The organism is Bacillus sp. OTU530 (assembly GCF_038440375.1).
Genome location: NZ_JASATP010000016.1, coordinates 98,174 through 123,952 on the forward strand (window position 1 = coordinate 98,174; position 25,779 = coordinate 123,952).

Sequence of the window (25,779 nt, forward strand, 5' to 3'; positions counted from 1 at the left end):
ACAGTTAATTTTATTTTAGATAAAATAGAACAGGCAAAATCATGCACTTACAGGTTTTTGTAGGGGCAGTTATTTTGCGTTTCTGCTTAAGCCGATTTAGAGGAGGATTAATTTGAAACAAGATGTAAATGTTTTAGACACATTTGATATAAATGGGTTTCAGCATGATTTAATTAGCTGGTTTGAGGCAGAGCAGCGTGACCTGCCTTGGCGCATAAATAAGGATCCTTATCGTGTATGGGTCTCAGAAATTATGCTTCAGCAAACGAGGGTAGAGGCAGTAAAGCCGTTTTATAAAAACTTTATGGGAAAATTTCCAACGCTAGAAGCGTTGGCTGAGGCCCATGAGGATGAGGTATTAAAGGCTTGGGAAGGTCTCGGCTATTATTCCCGTGCACGCAATCTCCATTCGGCAGTAAAGGAGGTAAAAGAGCGGTATGGAGGCAGGGTACCGGATACACCGAAGGAAATTGGAAAACTCAAAGGAGTTGGTCCTTATACGCAGGGGGCAATTTTAAGCATTGCCTATGGTATACCGGAGCCAGCTGTAGATGGAAATGTTATGCGTGTAATGTCACGGATTTTATCTATTTGGGACGACATTGCAAAGCCAAAAACAAGACAAGTGTTTGAGAATATTATCCGCGAAGTGATTTCTAAAGACAATCCATCCTACTTTAATCAAGGTCTCATGGAACTTGGCGCCCTAATTTGTATCCCGAAAAATCCAGCCTGTCTCCTTTGTCCAGTACGCAGTCATTGCCGCGCCTTCCATGAAGGAGTGCAAAAGGAGCTTCCTGTAAAAAGCAAAGCGAAGGAGCCGAAGGTTGTTCCTATTGTTGCTGGTGTATTTCGTACAAAAAGCGGCGGTTATATTGTCAATAAGCGTCCTAAGACAGGACTTCTAGCAAATATGTGGGAATTTCCAAATGTAGAGGTGCAGGAAGGGATAAGCAACCATAAGCAGCAGCTCGCATATTACATGCGAGAGGCATTTGGACTTGAGGTAAGTGTAGACGAGTATGCAGCAACTATTCAGCATTCCTTTACACACCGTACTTGGGAGATTTTTGTCTTTTTTGGTGCAGCAGAAGGAACTATACAGGAGTCGGATACGTTGAAGATTCTAACGCCAGAACAGTTTGAGCAATACACATTCTCCCGTTCACACAAAACAATTTTTGAGGACTGTATTGAGAGAGCCAGCCTTTTATAAGGACTGGCTCTGTTTGCACTTTAAGAAAGTATAACTTCCTAGCTGAAAGATCATTCGACGTAGCGAGAAATTTTAGGAATAAAGTGCGAGGGCAGTTATGTCTCTGTCCTCGTTCAACAACTCGCCCATCGACAATTTTCTTAGTCGTACGTAATCTTTGTTCCGTGTGTCCAGTCTGCTTCATGCCGCTGAAAACCACCGCGACCTTCGATTTCCATGATAATTTCTTTATACATTGTTTGGCCTTCCACATTCAAATATGGCAGCATTTGCTGCAAGGAATGATGAAAGTACGCAAGCTCTTCTTTGTTCCACTCATTTTTTGGAGTCATGGATAACTCGGTCATATCTCGCCCGATATACATGAAATCCCCCCTTATCTCGTTTGTTTTAGTTTGAATAATGAGAGGATATCATATGCTCAAAAAATATAGCTTCGGAAAAATTTTCTCAGGATATGAAAAGAACACAATGGTTATATTATCTTTTGTGGAGGTGATAACAATGACTAAACAACAAGGTTATGGCAAAACAACTTCTGGAGCTAGCATTCAAAAAGCGAAGCAAGCAAGCGCTGGTTATGGTGCTGAATTTTCTACTGAGTCAACAGACGTTCAACAAGTAAGAAAACAAAATGCACAAGCTGAAGCGCGCAAATCGCAAGCTTCTAGCAACTTCGGTTCCCAGTCTCAATCTCAACAGTAATGGTAAAGGCACTCTCTTTTTTCAGAGAGTGCCTTTTTAGTTCCATTTGTAGGAGGGTGTAAATTTCAGCTAGAAGCGCATTTGACATAGCCGGAAATTTTAGGAACAAGATATAAATGCAATTACGTTTCTTTCTTTGCTTAACAGCTCACCAATCAGAAGGTTTTTTATGAAGAAATACCTGAGCCTTCACAAGTAAAATAAATCGTACCCGCTTTTTTGAGTAAACGACATAACTTCTTATTGCTCAACAAATGTAGCCAAAGGAAAAACTGCATGAAAAGCGAATTCTTCTTATTAAATACTTTACTGCAGAGGAGAGAAGAGTGTGAAGCAGTTCGACCTTCTTGTAAGTGAACAGTTAAAAACGATGGACCAGCTTTTGGACTTGCAAACGGAATTAGAGCGGTATAAGAGCTTGGAATACTTACGGGAGCGGGAACGGGATGAGGAAAGCCTGCGGGAGCTGCGCGTAGAAATTCGGAAGAGGCAACAGGAACTTCATCTGCTTCATCAAACCTTTGAGCAGCAAACAAGGCAGGTTATTGAATCCTTTCAGCAAGAGAAAAGTTATACATAATTTAGGAGCCGCCTGCTATCCGAGCGGCGCTACTGTTTTAAAATAGGAGGATAACCGTTATAATAGAAAGAAAAGATCATTACAGAGGCAGCTTCCGAAATGAAAGAAGGGAGAAAACATGGGGTTTCCGAATGAAGGAGAAAAAATACAAATACATAGCTATAAGCATAATGGCTTTATTCATCGAATTTGGGAAGAGACGACAGTTCTAAAAGGGACGTCAAGTCTTGTGATCGGAGCTAATGATCGCACACTTGTGACGGAGTCCGATGGAAGAACCTGGATAACGAGAGAGCCAGCCATTTGCTATTTTCATGGCAGTCAGTGGTTTAACATTATCGGGATGCTAAGACAGGATGGCGTATATTATTATTGTAATCTTAGCTCTCCGTTTGCTTACGACGAGGAGGCCCTGAAATATATTGATTATGATTTAGACATTAAGGTGTATCCTGATATGACATATACACTGTTAGATGAAGATGAGTACGAGAAGCACCGGAGAATGATGAGCTATCCAGATGTAATTGATAAGATTCTAAGGCGCAATGTAGAGCAATTAACGCAGTGGATTCATCAGCGAAAGGGACCTTTTGCTCCGGATTTCATTGATATATGGTACGAACGGTATTTGACATACAGAGGGTAGAGTAGCCTGCTAGATGCATATTCGGCAGGCTTTCTTCACACTTTAGGAAAGGCTAAAGTTTCGCAAAAAGTGAATTCGACATAGTCGGAAATTTTGAGGAACAAAGTGTCAGTGCAAGTTTCTATTCTCGCCAATCGGCGAGTTTTCTTTACACTGTAATAAAATAGGAATTTCTGACTAAAAATGAATTCGGCATAATGGGGAAATTTGGGAATAAAGTATAAGTGCAGCTACGCCTCTGTCTTCGCCCAAGGGCGGGGGCCTGCCAATCGGCGAGTTTTCAGCAGGATGCTTGTGCTATATGTATGAAGAGAAATGGGTGGTGAGTAAAATGGATGGTATCAAGCGGTACCTCCGATTTGTAAGGCCGTACAAGTGGCAAATTGGGGCGACTATTATTATTGGCTTAATTAAATTTGGAATTCCTCTTATTTTACCGCTTTTGTTGAAGCACATTATTGATGATATTATTCAAGGATCCGGCTCGTTGGACGATAAAACGACAGAGCTCGTTACGATTATGGTGGGGGCAATTTTTATTTTTGCTGTGCTTCGTCCACCAATTGAATATTATCGCCAATATTTTGCGCAAAGCATCAGCAATAGGGTGCTCTATGATTTGCGTAAAGCGATTTTTGACCATTTGCAAAGGCTAAGTCTTCGCTATTATTCTAATACGAGGACAGGAGAAGTTATTTCACGTACTATTAATGATGTAGAGCAAACAAAGGATTTTGTAGTTACAGGTTTGATGAATGTTTGGCTTGATACGGCAACGGTCTTTATTGCGATTGCAGTTATGTTTTCTATGAGCGGAAAACTAACATGTATTGCACTGCTTGTGTTGCCTGTTTATGCTGTGGCAGTAAAATATTTCTTTGGTCGTCTGCGTCAGTTGACGAAAGCACGCTCTCAAGCGCTAGCCTCGATGCAGGCTTATTTGCATGAGCGCATCCAAGGTATTTCCGTTACACGGAGTTTTGCGTTAGAAGAGTATGAGAAGGAGCAGTTTAAAGGGAAGAATGGAGAGTTTTTAACAAAAGCACTATCTCATACGAGCTGGACGGCTAGAACCTTTGCTTCTGTGAATACTCTAACAGATTTAGGACCTCTTATCGTGATCGGTTTTGCAGCGTACCAAGTGCTTCATGGGCATCTTACATTAGGAACGATGGTTGCCTTTGTCGGATATATGGATAGCTTGTACAATCCGCTGCGCCGGCTTGTCAATTCCTCTACAACGTTAACGCAGTCATTTGCATCGATGGATCGGGTGTTTGAATTACTTGATGAACCATATGAAATTGTAAATCGTCCTGTTTGTGTGGAAAAGGAACAGATGCATGGAGCTATATCTTTTCGGGATGTATCCTTTCGCTATAATCCAAAAGACCCAGATGTATTAAGGAATATTTCTTTACTTATTGAGCCAGGTGAAAAAGTAGCGCTTGTTGGGTTGAGCGGCGGTGGGAAATCTTCGCTTGTTGGTCTCCTCCCGCGTTTTTATGATGTCACAGAGGGGAAGATTACGATTGATGGCATCGATGTTCGTGACTATGATTTAAAAAATCTGCGGAGTCATATTGGGATTGTGATGCAAGATAATATTTTATTTAGTGATACGATTCGTTCTAATATTTTATACGGAAGACCAGAGGCAACTGAGAAAGAAATAATTGAAGCAGCAAAGGCAGCTCATGCGCATGAGTTTATTACTGAACTGCCAGACGGCTATAACACGATTGTCGGCGAAAGAGGAGTGAAGCTGTCGGGAGGACAGCGGCAGCGTGTTGCGATTGCTCGGGTGTTTTTGAAAAATCCATCCTTGCTGATTTTGGATGAAGCAACGTCTGCACTTGATTTGGAAAATGAGAAATACATACAAAAGGCGTTAGATATTTTGGCAAAGGATCGAACTACACTGATCATTGCACACCGTCTGTCTACTATCACACATGTAGATAAAATTGTATATTTGCAGGATGGAGAAATTAAGGAAGTTGGTACACATGAAGAACTCATGGAACGGCATAGCTTTTATTATAATCTATACCATATTCAGAAGGTAGAATATATAGAGCAGTAAAACCTCCGCAAAATAGTGCGGAGGTTTTTTACACTGTCTGTTGTTTGTATCTTTCTATCTTTCTTGATTATAAATGAGTAAGGTTTGAACTCTCTACTTGTGAAAGTAGCCTATTCTATTGCCATTGCTTTTTGTGGAAGCAGGCATCGTCCTTTTCCATACGGAATGCAAAGAGGCGTACCGAAGATTGGATCAGTCGTTACCTCACAACTCATCCGAAATACATCCTGCACTAGATTTTGCGTAATGACAGCTTCCGGCTGCCCTTGTGCATATACCGTTTTATGCCGAATGGCCACAATATGATGTGCATAGCGGCAAGCTAAGTTTAAATCATGAAGCACCATAACAATTGTACGATTTTCTTTTTCGTTTAAATCAAACAGTAGGTCCAATATTTCGATTTGATGCGTCATATCTAAATAGGTAGTCGGTTCATCTAGCAGGATAATGTCCGTTTCTTGTGCCAATGTCATCGCGATCCAAGCACGCTGCCGCTGTCCGCCTGATAGAGAATCTACCTGCCGCTCGGCTAAATCAGCCATTCCCGTTGCTCGCAGCGCCTTCTGAACGCTTTCTTCATCCTGCTCCGACCATTGCTTTAACCACGTTTGATACGGATAACGCCCTTGTTTGACGAGCTGAAGAACGGTCAATCCTTCTGGTGCCTGTGGTCCCTGCGGCAAAATGGCGAGTTGTTTTGCTACTTCCTTTGTGGAAAGTTTTCCGATTTCCTCTCCTTCGAGCAGAACAGTGCCGGAAGCAGGTTTTAATAGGCGGGCCAGCGAACGGAGCAGCGTTGATTTTCCACACCCATTTGCCCCAATAAAGACGGTGATTTTCCCTTGTGGAATGACTAAGTCCAGCTCATCTATAATGATAGAATTGCTGTACGATAATGTTAGTTTCTTCGTTTGTAATGCATCCATATATACACCGTACCTTTCTTATGAGTTTCTGCCTCTATATAATAAGTAAATAAAATAGGGTGCTCCGATAGCTGCTGTGAATACACCAGCTGGCACTTCCAGTGGAGATAATATTATTCGACCGATTAAATCTGCCCCCATCATGAGTAGGGCTCCAATTAATGCCGCTGTTGGAATAAGTGCTCCGTAAGAGGAACCGACCAGCTTTCGGGCAATATGGGGTGCGATTAACCCGACAAAAATGATACCGCCTGCAAATGCAACTGATCCTCCGACCAATGCTGTACAAAGCAGCAGTAAATAGAATCGTTGGCGTCCGACTCTATTGCCAAGCCCCGTTGCCAGAGCATCTCCTAATTCCTGGACGTTTAGCTTACGCGCCATCAGCCAGGCAATTAGACTAAGGACCGTAATCCAAGGAGCTAAAACAGCAACATTTTTCCAATTCGATCCATGTACTGTTCCGGTTAACCAGATGTTAGCTTGGCTGGCATTGTGAATGGGACCGAGTACCATAAGTAAAGTAGTAACAGCCTTCAACAGTGCAGCAATACCGATTCCGATGAGTACCATGCGCAGCGGCGTGATTTCACCATGTTTCCAGGATAGTACATATATAAGAAACGCAGTTAAGCTCGCTCCAAGGAACGCGGCGAGCGGCAGCCACTGAATACTGATTGTTAAGGAGCCATTAGTGTCGCTAAACAGCGCTAAACATAAAACAACAGCAGCACCGGCACCGTCTGTCACCCCGATAATTTCTGGAGAAGCAAGCGGATTCCGTACAAGACCCTGCAGGATACTGCCGGCTATCGCGAGACCGATGCCCACTAACAGTGCTATTAGAATACGAGGCAGGCGAAATGTCGTAACAACAAGTCTGTCCATCTCATTTCCTTCACCAATCAATGCCTGAAAGACGTGCACAGGTGAGATTTGCATCTCGCCTATTCCTGCGCTTACAAAGAAAAGGCATATTACAGCCCCTAGCAAGCATCCTATTGTAAGGAGCGCTTTTTGCTGCAGCAAAAATGAAATGTTATGACCGATTCTAAGGGGAATGTGCTTTTTCATTTTGCGATGCCTCCTTTTCTAGCAATATAAATAAAGAACGGTGTACCAATCACCGCAGTCATGACTCCAACCGGCACCTCTTGCGGCATTAAAATGTATCGTGCTCCAATATCAGCAGCAAGCAATAAAATCCCGCCGAGCACTGCGCTGTAAGGAAGAACCCATCTATAATCAAGCCCAACAAATGCACGAGCCACGTGCGGAATGATAATTCCTACAAATCCAATAGGTCCTGCCACCGCGACTGAACTTCCGGCTAACAGTATAACAATGAGTACGAGGATGCCTTTTACAAGCTGTGTGCGCTGACCTAGTCCACGTGACACATCATCACCCAATAATAAAATGTTTAGCTTTCCAGCCATTATTGCTGCACCAAGCCAAGCAATGATTAGATAAGGAAGAACACTTGTCAGCATTTCCAGCTTGCGTCCTTGCACGGAACCGGATAACCAAAACAATACTTCATCAAGTAGTGCCTCATTTAGTACAAGTAAGCCTTGAGTAAATGATGAGAATACAGCCCCGATTGCTACTCCAGCAAGTGTAAGTTTAATAGGAGTGAGCCCTTCCCGGCCAATTGAAGCGATGATAAACACAAGACAAGCTGTAACAGCTGCACCAAGAAAAGCAATCCAAGTAAAGGCTTGAAGCGATTGAATTGAAAAAACGGAAACAGAACATACAATAAAGAAGGAAGCTCCAGCGTTAATTCCCAGCAGGCTTGGGGAAGCAAGGGGGTTTTTTGTTAATACTTGCAAAATAGCGCCGGCTACTGCCAAGCTTGCTCCGACAGCTGCTGCAATGAGAGAGCGCGGTAGCCGTACCGTTTTGATGATAATATGCTCATTTGAACCGTTATAATTTGTAAATGCATTTACTGCAGTTTTGATATCTGTATCTACATAGCCATAAATAATACTTGCCCACATACCATAAAGAAGTAACAAGGTAAATAGTAATAGTCCAAGTGCTTTTGTTTGTCTCGTTTTACAAATCATTATATGTATATCCTCTCTTTTGCTCGTTAGCTTCAGTCTAGCGAAGTTCAGATATCCCGTCAATGAGAATGATAACTTTTTTCAATTAACCGTTGACAGAACTTTCAACCATATTGTATCATTCATTTTGTAAATGAAAATCGTTATCAATAAAATGGGGGTTACATAAGTGAAAAAGTTTTCTTGGGGTTTGCTTATGCTTGTTTTATCTGTTTCCTTATTGCTAGGCGCATGCGGGAAACAAGAGGAACAGCCAAAAGAAGAAGCAACAAAAACAACCGAAACGTATACGGTAGAACATGCGATGGGTACAACAGAAATAAAGGGTACACCAAAGCGTATTGTAATCTTAACAAATGAAGGAACAGAAGCTCTCCTTGCTATGGGAATAAAACCAGTAGGAGCCGTACAATCGTGGTTGGGAGATCCATGGTATGACCATATTAAAGATAAAATGAAGGATGTACAGGTTGTCGGAACGGAAAGTGAAGTAAATGTTGAAGCAATTGCGGCATTAAAGCCAGATCTTATTATTGGTAACAAGATCCGCCAAGAGAAAATTTATGACCAGTTGAATGCCATTGCCCCAACAGTCTTTGCAGAAACACTAAGAGGAGACTGGAAGGAAAACTTTAAGCTATATGCAAAAGCTGTAAATCAAGAAGAAAAAGGCAACGAAGTATTAAAGAAATATGATGATCATGTAGCAGCGCTAAAGAAAAAATTAGGTGATAAAGTAAATCAAGAAGTTTCTGTTGTTCGTTTCATGGCCGGAAAAACTCGTATTTACTACACAGATTCCTTCTCTGGAGTTATTTTGAACGAATTAGGATTTAAACGTGCTAAGCAGCAAGAAGCGCTATTTACTCCTGACAATAAGCTTGGCAACCTTGCTATTGAGGTTGGTAAAGAAGCTATTCCACAAATGGATGGAGATCTGCTCTTTTACTTCACTTATGCTCCTGCAGGTGACCAAGCAGCTTTAGATACTGAAAAAGACTGGACGAACGATCCGCTTTGGAAAAATTTAAATGCTGTTAAGAGTGGAAATGCCCATCAGGTAGATGATGCCATTTGGAATACTGCTGGCGGTGTACTTGCAGCTGAACAAGTGCTAGATGAAATTGAGAAAATGGTGCTTGGTAAATAAGAAATCAGAATTGGAAGCAGCTTTGTAATTGCTGATTTCCTAGCGTGGGGAAAGAGCCCCCAAATGATAAAGTAAAAAGATGGATCATCCTAGAAACTCGTGTATTCACTAAGTTTCTGCGGTGGTCCATTTTTTATACCTTAAGAAAATATAAATTTCAAGCCGGAAGGCAATTGGACGTGGCGAGAAATTTTAGAAATAAGGTATAAGAGCAACTTCGCCTCTGTACAGCCCTTGTCTCGATTATATTAAAGCCCAATATTAGGAAAACAAAACCAATTGACAATGATTATCATTTTCCTTAAAATATTATTGAAAATACTTTTATATTGACTAGGGGAGAAATCGTATGTTTAACATGTTGCATGGGTTAAAAGATATTCATACTGTAATTTCAAATTACCGTAAAATAGGCGGGGCGGCAGAAGCAAGCGTTATTTGTTTATCGTCTGGAGAGATATATCATAACCCAGTATTTACGAATATTGACGTCTCAAAAGGTCAGTATGTTTCCCTATGCTTTATAGATGAAAATGGCACGAACATTATGGTACATGTTGATCAAATTGCTATGATAAAAGAGTTACAGCATAAGTTGATTTGCCAGTTAAACAACAATCATGTAAAACAAATGTTATTAGGCGATACTCTACAATACTTACAAAAGCTGTGTGAAATTAATGATGGATTTGTAACACATACCTTCAAGAAGGAAGCATTAAAGCTTATTCGAGACATAAGTGTAAATGAATTCAAAAAGCATGATATTTCGCTTCCATTTCAAATTGAAGATAATCTTGTTCATTTAAAGGAACGGCTATTTGCATAATCTTGAAAGTGATTGATTCGAAAGTCTTCTCATTAGAAAAATAAAAAAATACAAAATGGATCATCCTATAAACCCTGAATATAGCTGGGTTTTCTCGATGATCCATTTTGTATTTGGTCTCAAGAAGGGCAGTATCATCTTTTGTTTCATTTACACTTTAAGAAAGTATAAATTTCTAGCAGGAAGACAGTTCGACGTAGTTAGAAATTTTAGGAACAAAGTATAAGGGCAACTACGCCTCTGTCTTCGCCCAAGGGCAGGGCTCGCCAATCGGCGAGTTTTCTTTAAGTGATATTTGCCTGACAAGCTAAGCGATAACCGTCGTTTATGCCTTTTTTGAGTTTTTTCTGCTCCTTTTCATTTGGAGAGGATAAGCAGGATGCCCCTTTTACAACTTGAACAGTGCATACTCCGCAGGTTCCCTTTCGGCATTTATACTGCAAAGCTTGGCCTTGCTTCAAAGCGACATCTAATAAATTCCCTTTTGCAGGTCGAACCTCAAATGGTATTTGATTTTGCAGCAGGTTAATGCTGTTAGGATGACGATGCTCTGTAGCAGACGGGCTGGCTTTTACAATTGGATGAATTACCAAGTGGTTAGTCAATAGCATGTGTTTTGGAATAAGAGATCCCACTGTTAACATTCTTTTATTCATGGGCATCGATTCCTCAGCTCTTAGGATCTTCTAATGTACAAATCGCGGAAGGCCGTTTAATCCGCAAAACAATCATTTCATACACACGGAACGGGTGATTCATACCTTCTTCCCCTAAATATGCTGTTTCAAAGTCTTCGGAAACAGCCAAGTCTAAATTATTCCGTCCTGTATTGACTAAAACACCTGTTTTTCCTTTTAAAACTGGTGATTGAAACACCCCGTCCGTAACAAGCTCACGAACATGTTCAATTTCTAGAACATTGGTGTCTTTATGTACACGATGCAATAGTGAGTATAGCTCTGGAGATAAGACTAGAGCAAAGGGGCCATTATGCTTCATTTCAAGCAGCTTGTTTCTAGCTTCAACTACATCTTGAAAAGCGCTTCCTGACTCATACCAATTTCCAATTAAGTGTGTTAATCGGCCTTTTACATTCATTAATCCAGGGATATCAAATTCCTTTGAACCATGGAAAATCATTTGATCCTCTAATATGGCCACATCACGAGCAGCATTTGCAGCTACAGAAAAATCGATAGGAATATCTAATACCTTTGTTTGTTCCAGGTCACGCCAATATAAAACAAAATCTTTGTAAAGTAACGGAATAGTATAATTTACTCGTTTGCTATCCTCGATATCTGTATCAAATGACCCTTGGAAAGCCATCTTTGCTTCGTGATTTTCCATAAAAATATCATTGGAGATACTTTGCACTCCTCTGCCAAGTGGGCCGTACAGCTCAATGAAACGACGTCCAATCAGTTGTTTTCGTGCAGCCTCAATAACGGTCTGATCTAATTGTAAGAAGTCTTGATCTGTTAATGGTGAGTCTGGAAATAGTTGTGATTTACTCATACTTTTTACCTTCTTCCTGCATCTTTACTTATATTAAACTTCCGACCGTAAACCCTTTTTTCTTTTGAGATGATTTGGCAATCGATGAAGAACCTGGCGGAGCTAAATGGTCGTGGTGCTCATCATGATGTGCATGCGGATCGACATAGTTATGGTCAAATTTCGCGTTAATTTCATTTAACATGTTTTTTACTTGTTGATAATCTTGGTAAGAAACATTTCTCATTTGATTTAATTGAGTGCTGCGTTCCTCATCTGTAAATTGAAAGAGTGCTAAATCTAGGTGTTCTACAAAATTATGTAATCCGAATTTTTCAAGGTTTAATTCTTGTAAAAGACGATTAAATTCATTATTGGTGGGTGAAAAACTGTTCTCTTCCTTTTCTTTTTCAAATTTACTAATAAGGGGGATAAGTTCAGCCAGACGCGATAGCCGTTGTTCTTCCTCTTCGTAAATATGATGATAATAAAGGCGTTCATGATCATCTTTTGCATTTTGAATCACGGGTTCTAGTATATTCATAAATTTTTCAATGGCATCTTTAGTAGTAGTGAAGATTTGATAGAAAGCATGTAGTTCGTCTTTCAATCATCACACCTCCTTCTTTAACTAATTTGCATTATTTCCAGTAATCATAAGATTTAGTACATAATTATTATTTTTTCCTTGAAAAGAATCGTAGGAGATCTCGTACCTCCTTGTAATAAAGAAAACTCGCCGATTGGCGAGTCCTGCTCTTGGGCGAAGACAGAGGCGTAGTTGTCCTTATACTTTATTCCTAAAATTTCTCACTACGTCGAATTGTCTTCTAGCTAGACATTTATACTCTCTTAAAGTGAAATATAAAAAAACTCGCCACTTGGCGAGTTTCCTTTACAAGATAAGAAAGTATAACTTTTCGGGGGGATGTCTAGCTCCCAAGGCCCAAAATGGCAGACTCCAGACTGAATCTCCGCAAAAGTCAGAAAGCGCCTTTTACTCCGGCCCCCCCTACGCTGCCATAAAAGGCGGGCCTTGTCTGCTTTTCTTATTCATCCTCTCGTTTTTCTTGAATGTGTAATTCATCTTCCGGATTGTTGTGATATGTGTAGAAGCTGCTAATTAACAAGTCAAGATGCTCTACCTTCTCACTGTAATCTATAATAGAAGATACAAGCGGGAAGAGGTGAAGCCACGTTTTATATTGTTCGCTATCCTCGTTACTTTGATAGGACATAAATGTTTGAATGAGCTGCTGCCTGCATATGGATACTTCATTGAGTATATACGAAGAATGCTGAGTCTTCACCTTACCGATAAATTTCAGCAGCATCTGCTCATGATAATTTACAAGAGAATTGAGCTCATTTTGAATATGATCCTGAAAAGCGGATGGCATACGGTGCAGCTCATTTTCAAGACGATGCAGCAATTTCAGCGTCTCGAGGGCGCGGCTTGTAGTCGCTAGCATTTGGCGGAATAAAACGAGCTTTCTTGATTTTGCGTAACGGGTTTTTTTCGTATAGCTTCTTTCTTCCTGATATAGCAAATACAGATGATTCAGCTTAATCATTTTTTCTTTCATCTTATCTAAGTCTGCTTTTAAACTAGCAAAATCAGATGCTTTTCTACTATTTAAGCGAATCCATTTTAGAATTTCCTCTGTATTTGCTGCCATTCTATGATAAAGCTTTGTCTCATACTTTGGGGGCATAAAGACTAGATTTACAACAGAAGCTGCGAGAATTCCAAACATAATGGTAACAAAGCGCAGTAACGCGAAGTCAAGGAAATCGGCGCCCTCATATTCCATAATCGCAATAACGGTTACGAGAGCAATGGGGATTGTATTTTCCAATCGCAGCTTAAGCGCCAATGCAATGATAATCACAGATGTTAATCCGATAATAAAGGGGTTATTGCCAAAAGCTAATGCAAATGCAATTGCGAAGAGAGCTCCAATTACATTTGCCTGTAATTGTTCCAAAGCCGTTAAGTAAGAACGATAAACAGATGGCTGGATAGCAAATACAGCTGAAATTCCTGCAAGCCCAGGAGAGGGTATTTCAAGCAGTATGGCTGCATACAGCGCTAACGTAATCGCAATCCCTGTTTTTAAAATCCTAGCACCCAATTTCATGATTTTCTAAGATTCCTTTCTGTATTCACGAATTCACATTACGTTACTATACAGGCATTATAAGTGGTTCGCAAGAGGTATTTTGAAAAAGAAAGTGAGAGTCGTGTGGGAAAGGAAAAAATGTATGACAAAAGCACCTGACTCGTGACAGGTGCTTTTGTCTCCCCATATATAGAAAGAGTGTCTAGCTGCATCGACCAGCTTCAATTGGGTAAGAAAATTTCATTCTGTTGATACAGACGGATCTGCCTGCTCTTTTGTTGGAATCACTTCGAAGAAGCTATTTTTGATATCGTCAAGTAAGGAAGAAATGATAGTTGCTTCTTCATATTGCTCATGTGCGTTAAGGATACGGATATAATCTGTCAACATTTCTGTTACATCCGCTACACCTTTTGAGCTGAGTGCCTGCACTGTTACACTTGCCCCCTTGGCGATACGGCGGCGGATCGCAGCTTCTGTTAATCCCATTTCTGGCTGGTGACGTAAGTATACGACTCCGCCCGTCATACCTGCGCAAATCCATGGACCTGGATCTCCTAAAACGAGACCGCGTCCGTTTGTCATATACTCAAAGGCAAAACCTTTAATATTGGAGTGTACGCCAATATTTCCGTGCTCCTGAGCAGGAATTGCTTTGGTAATGCGGCCCCCGATAATCATATCAGCACCAGAGAGGCGGATACCAGCACGTGCATCAGCATTTCCTTGTACATACAAGGAGCCCTTTTGTGCACCGTAGCCGAAGCCTTTACCAGCGGAGCCATTATAGTAGCTGCCGTCTTTTCCCTTTGCCTTCATTACATAAATGCCGCCGCCAAATGATGTTTTCCCGATACCGTCTTGTGCACCGCCGCTGACATGGATGAAAATATCCTTGCTATTAAAGGCACCAAGACCGTTTCCTGGAATTGCATTTGCATATTGAAGCGTAATAGGGTGGAGCGATTCGCCTGCAAGCTTGCTTCGGGTACGATAACAAGACTCTAACGCCCCCATGGCGCGTTGTTCAACGCCGACAGCAACCAATTCTTTTGAGTCTGCCGAGAATTCAGAGGCAGTTTCTTGTTCTGCTGTTGTCAATGTAACTGTTAAGAATGGTTTTGCCTCCAAGACGCGAAGGAGGCGGGATAAATCTATAAGCTGTAAGCCACGGGTCTGTTCAAGCAAATCGGAGCGACCCACAACTTCCTGCAGGCTATTAAAACCTAGCAGACCTACAAGGCGTTTTAGCTCTAATCCAAATGTTGTAAATAAGTTCATAAGTCCTTGCACGGCACCGTCAAATTCACGAGGAACGAAGCGGCGTAATCCATGCTCCTTCGCTTGTGCTTCGGATTCAATTTGCGTTGCAATCCCCACATGACATGTATCGAGATGACAGCCGCGGCAAGTTGTACAGCCAATTGCAATCATAGAGAGTGTTCCAAACCCAACGCGGTTTGCGCCAAGTAGCATCACCTTCAATGCATCAGCTACACTGCGCAGACCACCATCTGCCCAAATTTCGACACTGTCGCGCATGCCCGCTTCAATAAGGGCGTTATGAGCTGCTTTGACACCAATTTCCACTGGCAATCCAACGTGCTGTAGTGCATGAATTCTCGCTGCACCTGTACCACCATCAAATCCACTGATATTTATAAAATTAGCACCTGCCTTGGCAATTCCAACTGCGATGGTTCCAATGTTCGGAACGACTGGCACCTTAACAGCTACTTTTGCTTTATTATTGCCTGTTTTGATTTCAGCGATAATTTGCGCTAAATCCTCAATCGAGTAGATGTCGTGGTTATTAGAGGGTGAGATTAAATCTGAACCGATTGTGGCATTGCGCGCTTCAGCAATTTTCGCTGTTACCTTTGAGCCAGGCAAATGCCCACCTTCACCAGGCTTTGCTCCTTGCCCGATTTTAATTTCGATTAAGTTGGAGGAGTTCAGTAAATCTGCATTGACTCCGAAGCGTCCGGACGCAACCTGTTGTCCACGCGTTTTCGGATATTTGCCGATCATATCCTTAATTTCTCCGCCTTCACCGTTTAAACTGATCATGTTCAAACGCTCTGCCGCCTCCGCATATGCCCGGAATGCAATTTCGTTTTGTGAACCAAAGGACATGGAGCTGATAATAAACGGTAAATGATGCTCTCCAGCCTTGATACTTACCTTTTCTGTTGGGACAGGAGTCTCAGATTCTTTAAAATCAGCCAAGTGACGGATGGAAATTGGCGTTTTTGTTTCAATGTCCGTCAACTTTTCACGGTAATCATCATATGCATTTCCTTTTGCTACATCGCCAATTGCTTTCCATACACGAGGGAAGATATGGAATGTTTTGCGCATTTTCACGGTTTCTTTGCTATAGTCCTCCGCACGCTGGACGGCGTCCTCCTTCATGCTTTCAAAATTGAATGCAAGAGTATCAGCTCCTAAGAAGTTGACGATATTTAACACCTTTGCAACTTCCTCATGTAATCCGATTGAGGAGAAGAGGCGTCCGTATCCACGCAATTCGTGAATACCGATTGTTGAGATAACCTTTTCTAATCCTTTATTCAAAGCATTATAAAGGTTGAGACAAGGCTTTTCTGTTCCGTCGCTTACCGTCGCTAACATAAGATATGGGTTAATCACATCTGCGCCTAATCCGTATGCGGTCACAAGATCATGCAAGGAGCGGATCGCACCAGAGCGGAGTAAAATGGAACAGTCACGGCGTAACCCAGCCTTAACAAGTATTTGCTGCATCTTTGCTGTAATGAGGTGCGGATCAATCCAGAGGTTTCCGTTTTGATGAGCGTTGCCATCATCTAATACAAGCAATGAAGCACCATTTTTTACAGCGGCAATGGCCTCCTCTGCCAAGCGTTCTAATGCGGCTGCTAATGTTTCAGAATCCTTATAGGTTGCAGATAGCTTGTAAAGAGAATCCTTTGCTGCAAAAAGTCCTGCAAGCTGTTCATAAGAAAGCTGTCCTGCTTGCTCTGCGGCCTGCTGTCCGATTTCTCCTTCTAGTAATACAGGGGAAGGAAGCTCTAAAATTGTTGTTTGCCCTGTTTTTTCAAATAGCGAAGGTCGTTTTCCTATAACTGTACGCGTCGAAAAATGTTCAATTTCGCGGTCGCGGTCAATCGCTGGATTGGTTACAACGGCAACACTTTCTTTTATAAAGTCTGCGATATTGCGCCGGCCGGAATCTAGCGCAGCAAGCGGTGCATCATGTCCGAGAGAACGAATTGGCTCGGCGCCTTTTTCTGCCATTTGCTCAAGCAATTGAATGTTCTCCCGGTCCCATCCGAAAGCTGCATACTGGCGATCCTCTACTTTTAGGTCAGGAGCAACTTTTTCCGCCTTTTGCGGTGTTGGACATTCAAGGTGGCCCCGGTAGTCTGTCAAATTCACACGTTGGCTAAAGCGCTTATATATTTCCTTTTGAAATTGTTCATATTCGTATACAACCATTTCTCCTGCTTCATCCCACTTGAGACCAATTTTTTCCCCTGGTGCAAGTGCCTTTGGCTCAGCTGTATATTCGTTTGGCGGCACGACACCAGGCTCCGAGGAGAAAATGTAAGCTGTTTCTGTCTCTACCTTCCACAAAGGGCGCAATCCTAGGGAATCAACACTGAAGACTGCTTCGTCCTTATAACGGGAAATAATTCCAGCAGGTCCTTGAGCAAAATGCCCCCATCCTTCGCGCATATACGTATATAAATCTTGCAGCTTTTCTTGATAGAGTTTGATCTCATTTATAATTGGCGGAAACAAAAGGTCAACTGCTTCGAACAAGCTGTAATCGTAACGGGAAATGAGTGTGTCAATTGTGCGGTTTAAATCTTGTGAGTCGCTTCCGCCATTTGTTAATGGTACGTTCAGCATTTCTGCCTGATCACGCAGCTTTGCAATCGTATTAATTTCACCGTTATGTCCAAGCACACTGAACGGCTGTACACGGAAGAAGTTTGATAAAGTATTTGTAGAGTATCGATTATGACCAAGAGTCATCGTTGATGCGATAAGCGGGTTTGTTAAATCAGTGTAGTAGTTGATGAGTGTATCTCCTGCCCCCATTACTTTGTATACAACATGATGAGGGCTTAGGGAAGCAACATGAACCTTATCATTCTTCTCAAGTAAAATGGTAAGTTCAAATAACGTGCGTTCCACGTGCTGTATACCTTGCTGCGGCAGCAGGGCAATTTGCCAAAAGACAGGCTCTTCTTTTTGGCCAAGCGGTCCGAGGGCTTCTTTATGTGTCACCTTTTCGCTTTCAAACACAATGTGCAGACCATTATTTGTAAAAGTATTTCTCATTTCAGCTTGCAGCGGGAGTACATCTGCTTTGCGGTCAAGAAAAAAGTGACCGACAACAAAATCGGAGCGATCTGCAATTTGTGGGTCTTGCCCATTTGTCCGCAATTTTTCTTTCCATAATTCTTTTGGGAGATCGATATGAATCCCGATACCATCGCCTTCTCCGTTAATAAAACCGGCGCGATGATTCATTTTGACAAGAGATTGTATACATAAGTCAATATTTGCTTTTGTGGGGATGCGTTTTTTTTCCATAACGGAAACAATTCCGCATGCGTCATGTTCTGAGTTGTGAAAGTCTTGAAAAAGCGCAGGAGTCCATTTGTTTGTCATCGCGAGGGCCTTGACTGGAAGGCCATTCACCTCCATACATTTTTTTGAAAATAAGACTTTTCTAAATTATTAGAATATTCAAGGCGAATAATGCCCAAATATACACCAAAGAAGAATGAGGTACCCTTTACACTGTAAGAAAGTATAAATTTCTAGCTAGAAGCCAATTCGATGTAGTGAAAAATTCTGGGAATACAGTATAAGTAGGGCTGCGTCTCTGTCTTCGCCCAAGGGCGGGCTCGCCAATCGGCGAGTTTTCTTTATGAAGTGACTAGGAATAATTATACTACTGATTGTTTGTTTGTTAAACTAGGAGGAGAGAAAAAACAGGGACATTCATCCTGTTTTTTCTTTTTAATATTAAGTGTTCACAAATTCTTTAGAAAGCTGCTCAAAGGCATTTCCTACGGCTTCAACTGTATGTTCAATATCCTCTTTGGAATGCTCTGTTGTAAGGAACCATGCTTCATATTTGGAAGGAGCAAGATTGATTCCTTGCTGCAGCATAAGCTTGAAGAACCTTCCGAACATTTCGCTGTCAGTGTTTTGGGCGTCCTCATAGTTTTCAATTCGTTTTGTTGTGAAAAACACTGTTAGAGCACCTTTTAAACGATTGATGGTGATAGGGATGTTATGTACCTTTGCTTGTTCTGCAATCCCTTTTTCCAGCTGAGCACCGAGTTCGTCGAGTCTTTCATATACCCCATCTTGCTTTAGCACTTCCAAGCAGGCGATTCCAGCAGACATAGACGCAGGATTGCCTGCCATTGTTCCTGCTTGATATGCAGGTCCAAGCGGTGCAACTTGCTCCATAATCTCTTTTTTGCCGCCATAGGCGCCAATAGGAAGACCACCGCCAATAATTTTTCCAAGGGCGGTTAAATCGGGAGTGACGCCAAGTAAATTTTGCGCTCCACCATACATAAAGCGAAACGCTGTAATGACCTCATCATAAATGACAAGAGCCCCAGCTTTATGAGTTAATTCATTAACAGCCTCCAAAAATCCTTCTTTAGGCGACACAATTCCAAAATTTCCTACAATCGGCTCGACAAGAACAGCCGCCACTTCATGGCCCCATTTCTCTAGAGCAGCCGCAAAGGTTTCCACATCATTAAATGGAACGGTAATAACCTCCTGGGCAATGCTTGTTGGAACACCAGCAGAGTCAGGGGTTCCGAGCGTAGATGGACCAGAGCCTGCTGCAACGAGAACAAGATCAGAATGCCCGTGATAACAGCCCGCAAATTTAATAATCTTTGTACGACCCGTATAAGCGCGCGCGACACGAATTGTTGTCATAACTGCTTCTGTTCCAGAGTTTACGAAGCGAACCTTATCCATAGAAGGAATTGCTTCTTTTAGCATTTTTGCGAATTGTATTTCAAGCACCGTCGGCGTTCCGTATAGTACACCGTTCTCCGCCGCAGCTTGAATCGCTTTTGTAATATGAGGATGCGCATGGCCTGTAATAATAGGGCCATATGCTGCTAAATAATCAATGTATTTGTTGTTATCCACATCCCAAAAATATGCTCCTTTAGCACGTTTCATCACAACAGGCGCACCACCGCCGACCGCCTTATAGGAACGGGATGGGCTGTTTACACCTCCGACGATATGCTGCAATGCTTCTGTATGAAGTTGTTCTGATTGAGTGAAGTTCACTTCTTTTGCTCTCCCTTCAAGTGATCTACTCTATATGGAGTATGATGCAAGCCTTATTGTAACATGTTTTTTCTGGTTTATGGCAAGGAAGGCATAATGTTTGTGCTGCATGGTGAGCTTGGGTAAACTATTCGTTGTGAGTATTCCAGTCTGCCTATAGGTAGCATAAAAAGGGGGAACAGCATGAGCAGCAACGCAATTGAAGTAAAAGACTTACGAAAAGAATTTGTTGCCTATTCAAGCCGCTCTGGGCTAAAGGGCGCTTTTCGGGATTTGTTTAACCGTAACTATAAAGTTGTTCGCGCAGTAAACGATATCTCCTTTACTGTCAAGCAAGGAGAGATGATCGGATATATAGGAGAAAACGGGGCCGGTAAATCAACGACGATTAAAATGCTAACGGGAATCTTAACGCCGACGAGCGGGCGGATTACCGTGAATGGAATGAATCCGCATAAGGAAAGAGAAAAGTTTGTTCGGTCTATCGGTGTTGTGTTTGGACAACGCTCGCAGCTTTGGTGGGATATTGCTGTTCAAGAATCATTCCGCCTGTTAAAAAAGGTGTATGGAGTGTCTGATGAACAATATGAAGCACATATGGGACATATTATTGAAACACTTGATATTAGCGCCCTTCTTGATAAACCTGTTCGTAAGCTTTCTCTTGGACAACGAATGCGCTGTGAATTAGCAGCTGCATTGCTTCATAACCCGCCTCTTTTATTTTTGGATGAACCGACAATCGGTCTTGATGTACTTGTGAAGCTAAAAATTCGCGACTTTTTAAAGGAAATTAACGCAAAGTATAACACGACAATTTTACTTACAACACATGATATTTCAGATATCGAGGCATTGTGCGAACGCGTTGTAATGCTAGATGAAGGGAAAATTATCTATGATGGTTCCCTTGAAAAGCTCCGTGCTCAATGGGGGGATGAGAAAGAAATACAATTCCAGTTTTCTTCTCCTATTTCCTATCAGCAGCTTGCGGTGCTTATGCCTGATAGTGATGTAAGCTGGACACAAGGAAATGGTCCTAATGTTTGGGTGGCACGTATTCCAAATGAGGAAATTGTGTTATCCATGCTTATCGCAAAAGTTGCGCAGACATTCCGTATTCAAGATATGAAGGTAAATGAGGTATCAACAGAGGAAATTATCCGGAACATCTATGAAGAGGGCGTTGTGCATGGATAAATATATCGAAATGATTCGGATTCGGTTTTTAATGATGCTTGCCTATCGTTCTAATTATTATAGTGGGATCATTATTTATACGATTAACATTGCGGCGTATTATTTTTTGTGGACGGCAATTTATGGTGGGAAAGAGAGTATTCAAGGGCTATCTGTAGCCCAGATGACCACATATGTAGCAGTAGCTTGGATGGCGCGTGCATTTTACTTTAATAACATTGATCGGGAAATTGCAGCGGAGATTAAAGAGGGACGTGTAGCCGTCGAGCTCATTCGTCCTTATAGTTATTTAGGAATGAAGGTAATGCAAGGATTAGGGGAAGGGATTTTTCGTTTGTTCTTCTTTTCAATCCCAGGCATGATATTAGTGGTACTGTTATTTTCTCTTAGTATTAAGCTGAATCCTTATACACTATTGTATTTCTTTATCTCCCTTTTGTTCAGTTTTATTATTAATACGCAAATCAATTTAATGACTGGTATGATCACATTCTTCTTATTTAATAACGATGGGATCATGTACGCAAAGCGAGTGACTATTGATTTATTCTCCGGCTTACTGCTGCCAGTTAGTTTTTATCCAGTTTGGGCACAGCATATTATGGCGTTTTTTCCATTCCAAGCAATCAGCTATATTCCAAGCATGATTTTTACAGAAGGTATGCAGGGGAGAGCAATTTGGAATGCAATTTTATTTCAGGCTGTTTGGTCAGTTGTTCTCTTTATCCCGATTTTGATTATGTGGAACATGGCTAAAAAACGGCTTGTAGTGCAAGGAGGGTGAAATGATCATGTATATTCGTCTCTTTTTGCAATATGCGGCGCAGTATATGAAAACAAAGCTGCAGTACCGCGGAGATCTTGTTGTAGGGCTGTTATCCGATATGCTTCTTCAAGCGGTTAATCTTGTTTTTATTCTAGTGGTGTTTGGGCATACACAGGTGCTGCAGGGATGGACGCGTGAGGAAATTATTTTTATTTACGGCTTTTTTCTTGTTCCTTTTGCAATATTCTCATCATTTTTTAATATTTGGGATTTTAATGATCGGTATATTGTAAAAGGGGAGATGGATCGTATTCTGACAAGACCTATTCACAGTTTGTTTCAGGTAGTGCTGGAAAAGATGGAGCTGGAATCGTTGCTCGGTGGTGTGACGGGACTTCTGATTATGGGATATGCGTCAGAAAAACTAGGCTTATCGTTTCATTGGTATGACTTGTTCCTTTTTCTTGTGATGGTACTAGGGGGAGCTCTTGTGTACGGAGGCATTTTCGTTTCGCTTGCTAGCATCGGTTTTTGGTCGGATGCAAGGAGCTCGATTATGCCGCTCATGTATAACATCGGCAACTATGGACGTTACCCTGTGAATATTTACAATCAAGTGATTCGCTTTATTCTAACATGGGTGCTGCCTTTTGCTTTTGTTGGCGTATATCCGGCATCCTATTTTTTAAGGCGGACGGAATGGTATAGCTACGCTTTTTTAACACCGGTGATGGGGCTGCTGTTCTTTGGAATGGCTCTAGTGCTTTGGAACATAGGCGTAAAGCGTTATCGCGGTGCTGGGAATTGATATAATTTGTCCCATTGCCTCATACAAATAAAATGAGGTGGGAGCATGGGATGGTTTGCGCTTTTAATAGTTGCGATGATCGCGATTATTTTCAGTATGAAATCGCTTTGGGTAGCAATGAGGATAGATCGTCACTTTTTCTCCGTCCATAATTTATTTTTATTATCCCTTATCTATACAACTGTTCTTATTGCGTTTGGCATAAGTTATTTAGTGCTTGAAGAAGTGGGACTTCCTGTCTTAGAAGAAGATGGGAAGATTTTAGATGTACATTCGTTTCAAATGGTGGAGGTATGTATGTATTTTAGTGCGATTACATTGCTATCTGTCGGGTATGGAGATATTACACCGGTTGGTATCGGCCGCTGGATAGCAATTATAGAAGCTCTTGTTGGCTACACCATGCCTGCTGCCTTTGTAGCACGTACATTTATGGAGCATGAAAAACGGGATTAGATTTTGTTACACTGTAAGAAAGGATAATTTCCGGCTAGAAGTGAATTCAACGTAGTCGGAACTTTTAGGAATACAGTATAAGTAAGGCTACGCCTCTGTCTTCACCCAAGGGAAGGGCCTGCCAGTCAGCGAGTTCTCTGGATGATTGACCGAGAAGAATATTTAATTGAGGAGATGTGGGAAATGATAGAAGTTGGTAAAGCAGCACCGGATTTTGCTCTCCCGGCAAGCAATGGGGAGCTGGTGAAGCTGTCGGATTATCGGGGTAAAAATGTTGTGTTATATTTCTACCCGAAGGATATGACACCCGGTTGTACGACAGAAGCATGTGATTTTCGCGATGCATACGGAGTGTTTAATGAGCAAAATACGATGATTCTTGGAATTAGTCCAGATCCAGTGAGCAGACATCTTAAGTTTATTGAAAAATACAGCTTACCATTTTTGCTGTTGGCAGATGAGCAGAATGAAGCTACGGAGCTGTATGGGGTATGGAAGTTGAAGAAGAACTTTGGGAAAGAATATATGGGCATCGAACGGTCCACATTTCTTATTAATAGTGAAGGAGAAGTAGTTAAGGAATGGCGCAAGGTAAAGGTCAAGGGACATATGGAGGAAGTACTTGCAGCTGTTAAAGAAATATAGAACAAAAAGAGGGCTGACAGGCTGAGGTGGGTTTGTTTTTTCCTTAATAAAGAAAATGGCAGGCAGTCTGAGTAAAAAGTAATAGTAAATGCACAAATTTTTAAGGTGATATAGGTCATTCGTCTATACCCATTTTTGTTGCCGCGCATATTGTAAAAGCAGGGCATACCTCCTCAGATGATAGCCTTTTTAGTGCGGAAACGATTTCCGCATTTTTTTTGCGGTTGTTTCTCTGAATGTAAAAGCAATAAAGGAAAATCTTCTTTTTGCACTGTTAGGAAAGGATAAATTTCTAGCTAAAAGGCATTCGACGTAGTCGGAACTTTTAGGAATACAGTATCAGGGCACCTACGCCTCTATCTTCACCCAAGGGCCGGGCTTGCCAGTCGGCGAGTTTTCTTTAAGGCTGTAGGAAAGCATAAGTTTCCAGTTAGAAGTGAATTCGACATAGCAGGAAATCTTAGGGACAAAGTGCACCTACGCCTCTGTCTCCACCTAACGGCTCGCCAATCAGCGAATTTTCGTTAAAGGTAAAGTGCTGTACAAAAATTGGTTTGTGATAAAAGCCAGATGAATATGGGAGAAATATTGACAGGGTGAATAAAAAAGCTGTACACTGATTATAAATATTATAAAGTAATAATTCATATAGAATTGGGGTGCATGACGGTGGTCAAAGAAGAATTGAAAGAAGCATTAGAGCAGTTGAAAGGCACGGGTGTGCGTATTACTCCACAACGTCATGCCGTTTTAGAGTATCTTGTGGAATCGATGGCTCACCCAACAGCCGATGAAATATACAAAGCGTTAGAAGGCAAGTTTCCAAATATGAGTGTAGCAACTGTTTACAATAATCTTCGTGTGTTTAAAGAGGTAGGACTTGTAAAAGAACTCACCTACGGAGATGCTTCCAGCCGTTTTGATTATGTAACTCATCATCACTATCATGTAATTTGTGAAAATTGCAGTAAAATCGTGGACTTCCCTTATACCGGATTGGATGAGGTAGAGCGGAAGGCTGCAGAGCAAACGGGGTTTGTTATTAAAAATCACCGTTTAGAGCTTTATGGTATTTGTCCAGATTGCAATAAAGAAGGCTGACATTAATTGTCAGCCCTTTTTTGTTTTCGATTATATGCCTCATCAAATTCTTTGCCCTCTAGTTCGCGATCCATTGTTAACGGTTGTTTGCAGTACATACAGGCATCAACGCGACCAAGCATTTTTGTTGGCTTTCCGCAGGTTGGACAAACAACCTGAACCGTTTTAGTAGAAAGCATACCAATCCAGAAGTAAACAACTGTGCTTAGGATGATGGCTAAGAAGCCGATTAGAATAAACAAAGCCATTACAAGCGGGGATTCTCTAAAGAATACACCCAGATACGAAATAAACAACCCCGCAAATACTAAACCTAAAGCAAACGTGCGGATTTTATTAATTTTATTCGAGTACTTGATTCCCATCCCATCATGCCCCCTTAAGAAATAATATAGCACAACTATCTTTCGGCTTTCATATAAAATGATATGGATCTGAGGAATGAGGTGGGCAGAGAATTGAGGAGAACATAGAGAACTGATTTTTTACAAAAAAGATATTGACCCTATAAATTCAGTGTGCTATATTAATAAACGTCGCTGATGCGAAAGAGTATAAAGCGATAAATTAAAAAATGTTGACACCTTGATGAAGAGGTGTTAGTATGAATAAGTCGCTTTGAGCGATGTAT

24 protein-coding genes are annotated in these 25,779 nt (G+C 41.5%); 13 read left to right on the forward strand and 11 right to left on the reverse strand.

Translation table 11 applies throughout. The features are described 5' to 3' along the window. Nucleotides 1-112: 112 nt before the first annotated feature. Nucleotides 113-1,216 (forward strand): A/G-specific adenine glycosylase, encoded by a 1,104-nt coding sequence (gene mutY / locus AAHB12_RS13910; RefSeq protein ID WP_342045696.1) that lies wholly within the window; start codon nucleotides 113-115, stop codon nucleotides 1,214-1,216. 140 nt (nucleotides 1,217-1,356) lie between these two features. Here the strand turns inward: mutY and AAHB12_RS13915 are convergent, their stop codons facing one another. Then, nucleotides 1,357-1,581, reverse strand: a complete 225-nt coding sequence (locus AAHB12_RS13915; RefSeq protein ID WP_129728531.1) for a hypothetical protein — start codon at nucleotides 1,579-1,581, stop codon at nucleotides 1,357-1,359. A 52-nt stretch (nucleotides 1,582-1,633) separates the two neighbouring features. On the opposite strand from AAHB12_RS13915, the gene AAHB12_RS13920 reads away from it, so the two are divergent. From AAHB12_RS13920 to AAHB12_RS13935, 4 genes are all read left to right on the forward strand, one after another. Beyond that, the gene (locus AAHB12_RS13920; RefSeq protein WP_446715558.1) at nucleotides 1,634-1,921 is read left to right on the forward strand and encodes a gamma-type small acid-soluble spore protein; all 288 of its coding nucleotides are present in this window, start codon (nucleotides 1,634-1,636) and stop codon (nucleotides 1,919-1,921) included. A 328-nt stretch (nucleotides 1,922-2,249) separates the two neighbouring features. Next, entirely contained in the window at nucleotides 2,250-2,501 is a 252-nt protein-coding gene (locus AAHB12_RS13925; protein ID WP_129728530.1) for a YgaB family protein, read from the forward strand. A 118-nt stretch (nucleotides 2,502-2,619) separates the two neighbouring features. After that, nucleotides 2,620-3,150, forward strand: coding sequence for a nucleoside tri-diphosphate phosphatase (ntdP, locus tag AAHB12_RS13930; protein ID WP_129728529.1), 531 nt, complete (start codon nucleotides 2,620-2,622; stop codon nucleotides 3,148-3,150). A gap of 331 nt (nucleotides 3,151-3,481) precedes the next feature. After that, the gene (locus tag AAHB12_RS13935) at nucleotides 3,482-5,236 is read left to right on the forward strand and encodes an ABC transporter ATP-binding protein (RefSeq protein WP_342045708.1); all 1,755 of its coding nucleotides are present in this window, start codon (nucleotides 3,482-3,484) and stop codon (nucleotides 5,234-5,236) included. A 110-nt stretch (nucleotides 5,237-5,346) separates the two neighbouring features. Here the strand turns inward: AAHB12_RS13935 and AAHB12_RS13940 are convergent, their stop codons facing one another. From AAHB12_RS13940 to AAHB12_RS13950, 3 genes are read right to left on the reverse strand one after another with little or no spacing between them, the layout of a single operon-like run. Continuing rightward, nucleotides 5,347-6,165: an ABC transporter ATP-binding protein gene (locus AAHB12_RS13940; RefSeq protein ID WP_342045697.1), complete on the reverse strand. Its 819-nt coding sequence runs from the start codon at nucleotides 6,163-6,165 to the stop codon at nucleotides 5,347-5,349. An 18-nt stretch (nucleotides 6,166-6,183) separates the two neighbouring features. After that, entirely contained in the window at nucleotides 6,184-7,239 is a 1,056-nt protein-coding gene (locus tag AAHB12_RS13945) for a FecCD family ABC transporter permease (RefSeq protein WP_342045698.1), read from the reverse strand. Then, entirely contained in the window at nucleotides 7,236-8,240 is a 1,005-nt protein-coding gene (locus AAHB12_RS13950) for a FecCD family ABC transporter permease (protein WP_342045699.1), read from the reverse strand. Before AAHB12_RS13950 ends, AAHB12_RS13945 begins: the two co-directional genes overlap by 4 nt. 196 nt (nucleotides 8,241-8,436) lie before the next feature. On the opposite strand from AAHB12_RS13950, the gene AAHB12_RS13955 reads away from it, so the two are divergent. Together AAHB12_RS13955 and AAHB12_RS13960 are read left to right on the forward strand one after the other, a co-directional pair. Then, complete coding sequence (locus tag AAHB12_RS13955) at nucleotides 8,437-9,390, forward strand: ABC transporter substrate-binding protein (protein WP_446715560.1); 954 nt, start codon at nucleotides 8,437-8,439, stop codon at nucleotides 9,388-9,390. Between the two features lie 349 nt (nucleotides 9,391-9,739). Continuing rightward, complete coding sequence (locus tag AAHB12_RS13960) at nucleotides 9,740-10,219, forward strand: hypothetical protein (protein ID WP_129728524.1); 480 nt, start codon at nucleotides 9,740-9,742, stop codon at nucleotides 10,217-10,219. Between the two features lie 284 nt (nucleotides 10,220-10,503). Here the strand turns inward: AAHB12_RS13960 and AAHB12_RS13965 are convergent, their stop codons facing one another. The 6 genes from AAHB12_RS13965 to AAHB12_RS13990 all read right to left on the reverse strand — a co-directional run bounded on the left by AAHB12_RS13965 (nucleotide 10,504) and on the right by AAHB12_RS13990 (nucleotide 20,172). Then, entirely contained in the window at nucleotides 10,504-10,875 is a 372-nt protein-coding gene (locus AAHB12_RS13965; protein WP_342045701.1) for a 2Fe-2S iron-sulfur cluster-binding protein, read from the reverse strand. 13 nt (nucleotides 10,876-10,888) lie between these two features. Further along, entirely contained in the window at nucleotides 10,889-11,737 is an 849-nt protein-coding gene (locus AAHB12_RS13970; protein ID WP_129728522.1) for a family 1 encapsulin nanocompartment shell protein, read from the reverse strand. Nucleotides 11,738-11,765: 28 nt separating this feature from the next. Beyond that, nucleotides 11,766-12,326, reverse strand: coding sequence for an IMEF encapsulin system ferritin-like cargo protein (locus tag AAHB12_RS13975; protein WP_129728521.1), 561 nt, complete (start codon nucleotides 12,324-12,326; stop codon nucleotides 11,766-11,768). A 439-nt stretch (nucleotides 12,327-12,765) separates the two neighbouring features. Further along, nucleotides 12,766-13,857: an aromatic acid exporter family protein gene (locus AAHB12_RS13980; RefSeq protein ID WP_342045702.1), complete on the reverse strand. Its 1,092-nt coding sequence runs from the start codon at nucleotides 13,855-13,857 to the stop codon at nucleotides 12,766-12,768. 222 nt (nucleotides 13,858-14,079) lie between these two features. Continuing rightward, entirely contained in the window at nucleotides 14,080-18,540 is a 4,461-nt protein-coding gene (locus AAHB12_RS13985; RefSeq protein WP_446715559.1) for a glutamate synthase-related protein, read from the reverse strand. 324 nt (nucleotides 18,541-18,864) lie between these two features. Further along, entirely contained in the window at nucleotides 18,865-20,172 is a 1,308-nt protein-coding gene (locus AAHB12_RS13990; protein WP_129728518.1) for a glutamate-1-semialdehyde 2,1-aminomutase, read from the reverse strand. A gap of 183 nt (nucleotides 20,173-20,355) precedes the next feature. Between AAHB12_RS13990 and AAHB12_RS13995 the strand changes: the two genes are divergently transcribed. The 6 genes from AAHB12_RS13995 (at nucleotide 20,356) to perR (ending at nucleotide 25,148) form a co-directional block, all read left to right on the forward strand. Beyond that, nucleotides 20,356-21,372, forward strand: a complete 1,017-nt coding sequence (locus AAHB12_RS13995) for an ABC transporter ATP-binding protein (protein ID WP_129728517.1) — start codon at nucleotides 20,356-20,358, stop codon at nucleotides 21,370-21,372. Then, the gene (locus AAHB12_RS14000; RefSeq protein WP_129728516.1) at nucleotides 21,365-22,156 is read left to right on the forward strand and encodes an ABC transporter permease; all 792 of its coding nucleotides are present in this window, start codon (nucleotides 21,365-21,367) and stop codon (nucleotides 22,154-22,156) included. The genes AAHB12_RS13995 and AAHB12_RS14000 overlap by 8 nt, the downstream gene beginning before the upstream one ends. Nucleotides 22,157-22,160: 4 nt before the next feature. After that, nucleotides 22,161-22,946: an ABC transporter permease gene (locus tag AAHB12_RS14005; RefSeq protein WP_129728609.1), complete on the forward strand. Its 786-nt coding sequence runs from the start codon at nucleotides 22,161-22,163 to the stop codon at nucleotides 22,944-22,946. A gap of 45 nt (nucleotides 22,947-22,991) precedes the next feature. Then, nucleotides 22,992-23,402 carry a potassium channel family protein gene (locus AAHB12_RS14010; RefSeq protein WP_342045704.1) on the forward strand — a complete coding sequence of 137 codons (411 nt, stop codon included), beginning with the start codon at nucleotides 22,992-22,994 and terminating at the stop codon, nucleotides 23,400-23,402. A gap of 183 nt (nucleotides 23,403-23,585) precedes the next feature. Continuing rightward, nucleotides 23,586-24,047 (forward strand): thioredoxin-dependent thiol peroxidase, encoded by a 462-nt coding sequence (bcp, locus tag AAHB12_RS14015; protein WP_342045705.1) that lies wholly within the window; start codon nucleotides 23,586-23,588, stop codon nucleotides 24,045-24,047. A gap of 669 nt (nucleotides 24,048-24,716) precedes the next feature. Then, on the forward strand, nucleotides 24,717-25,148 hold the full coding sequence (perR, locus tag AAHB12_RS14020) for a peroxide-responsive transcriptional repressor PerR (RefSeq protein ID WP_205650940.1): 432 nt from the start codon (nucleotides 24,717-24,719) through the stop codon (nucleotides 25,146-25,148). A gap of 2 nt (nucleotides 25,149-25,150) precedes the next feature. Here the strand turns inward: perR and AAHB12_RS14025 are convergent, their stop codons facing one another. Then, nucleotides 25,151-25,513 carry a YgzB family protein gene (locus tag AAHB12_RS14025; protein ID WP_342045706.1) on the reverse strand — a complete coding sequence of 121 codons (363 nt, stop codon included), beginning with the start codon at nucleotides 25,511-25,513 and terminating at the stop codon, nucleotides 25,151-25,153. Nucleotides 25,514-25,779: the final 266 nt, after the last annotated feature.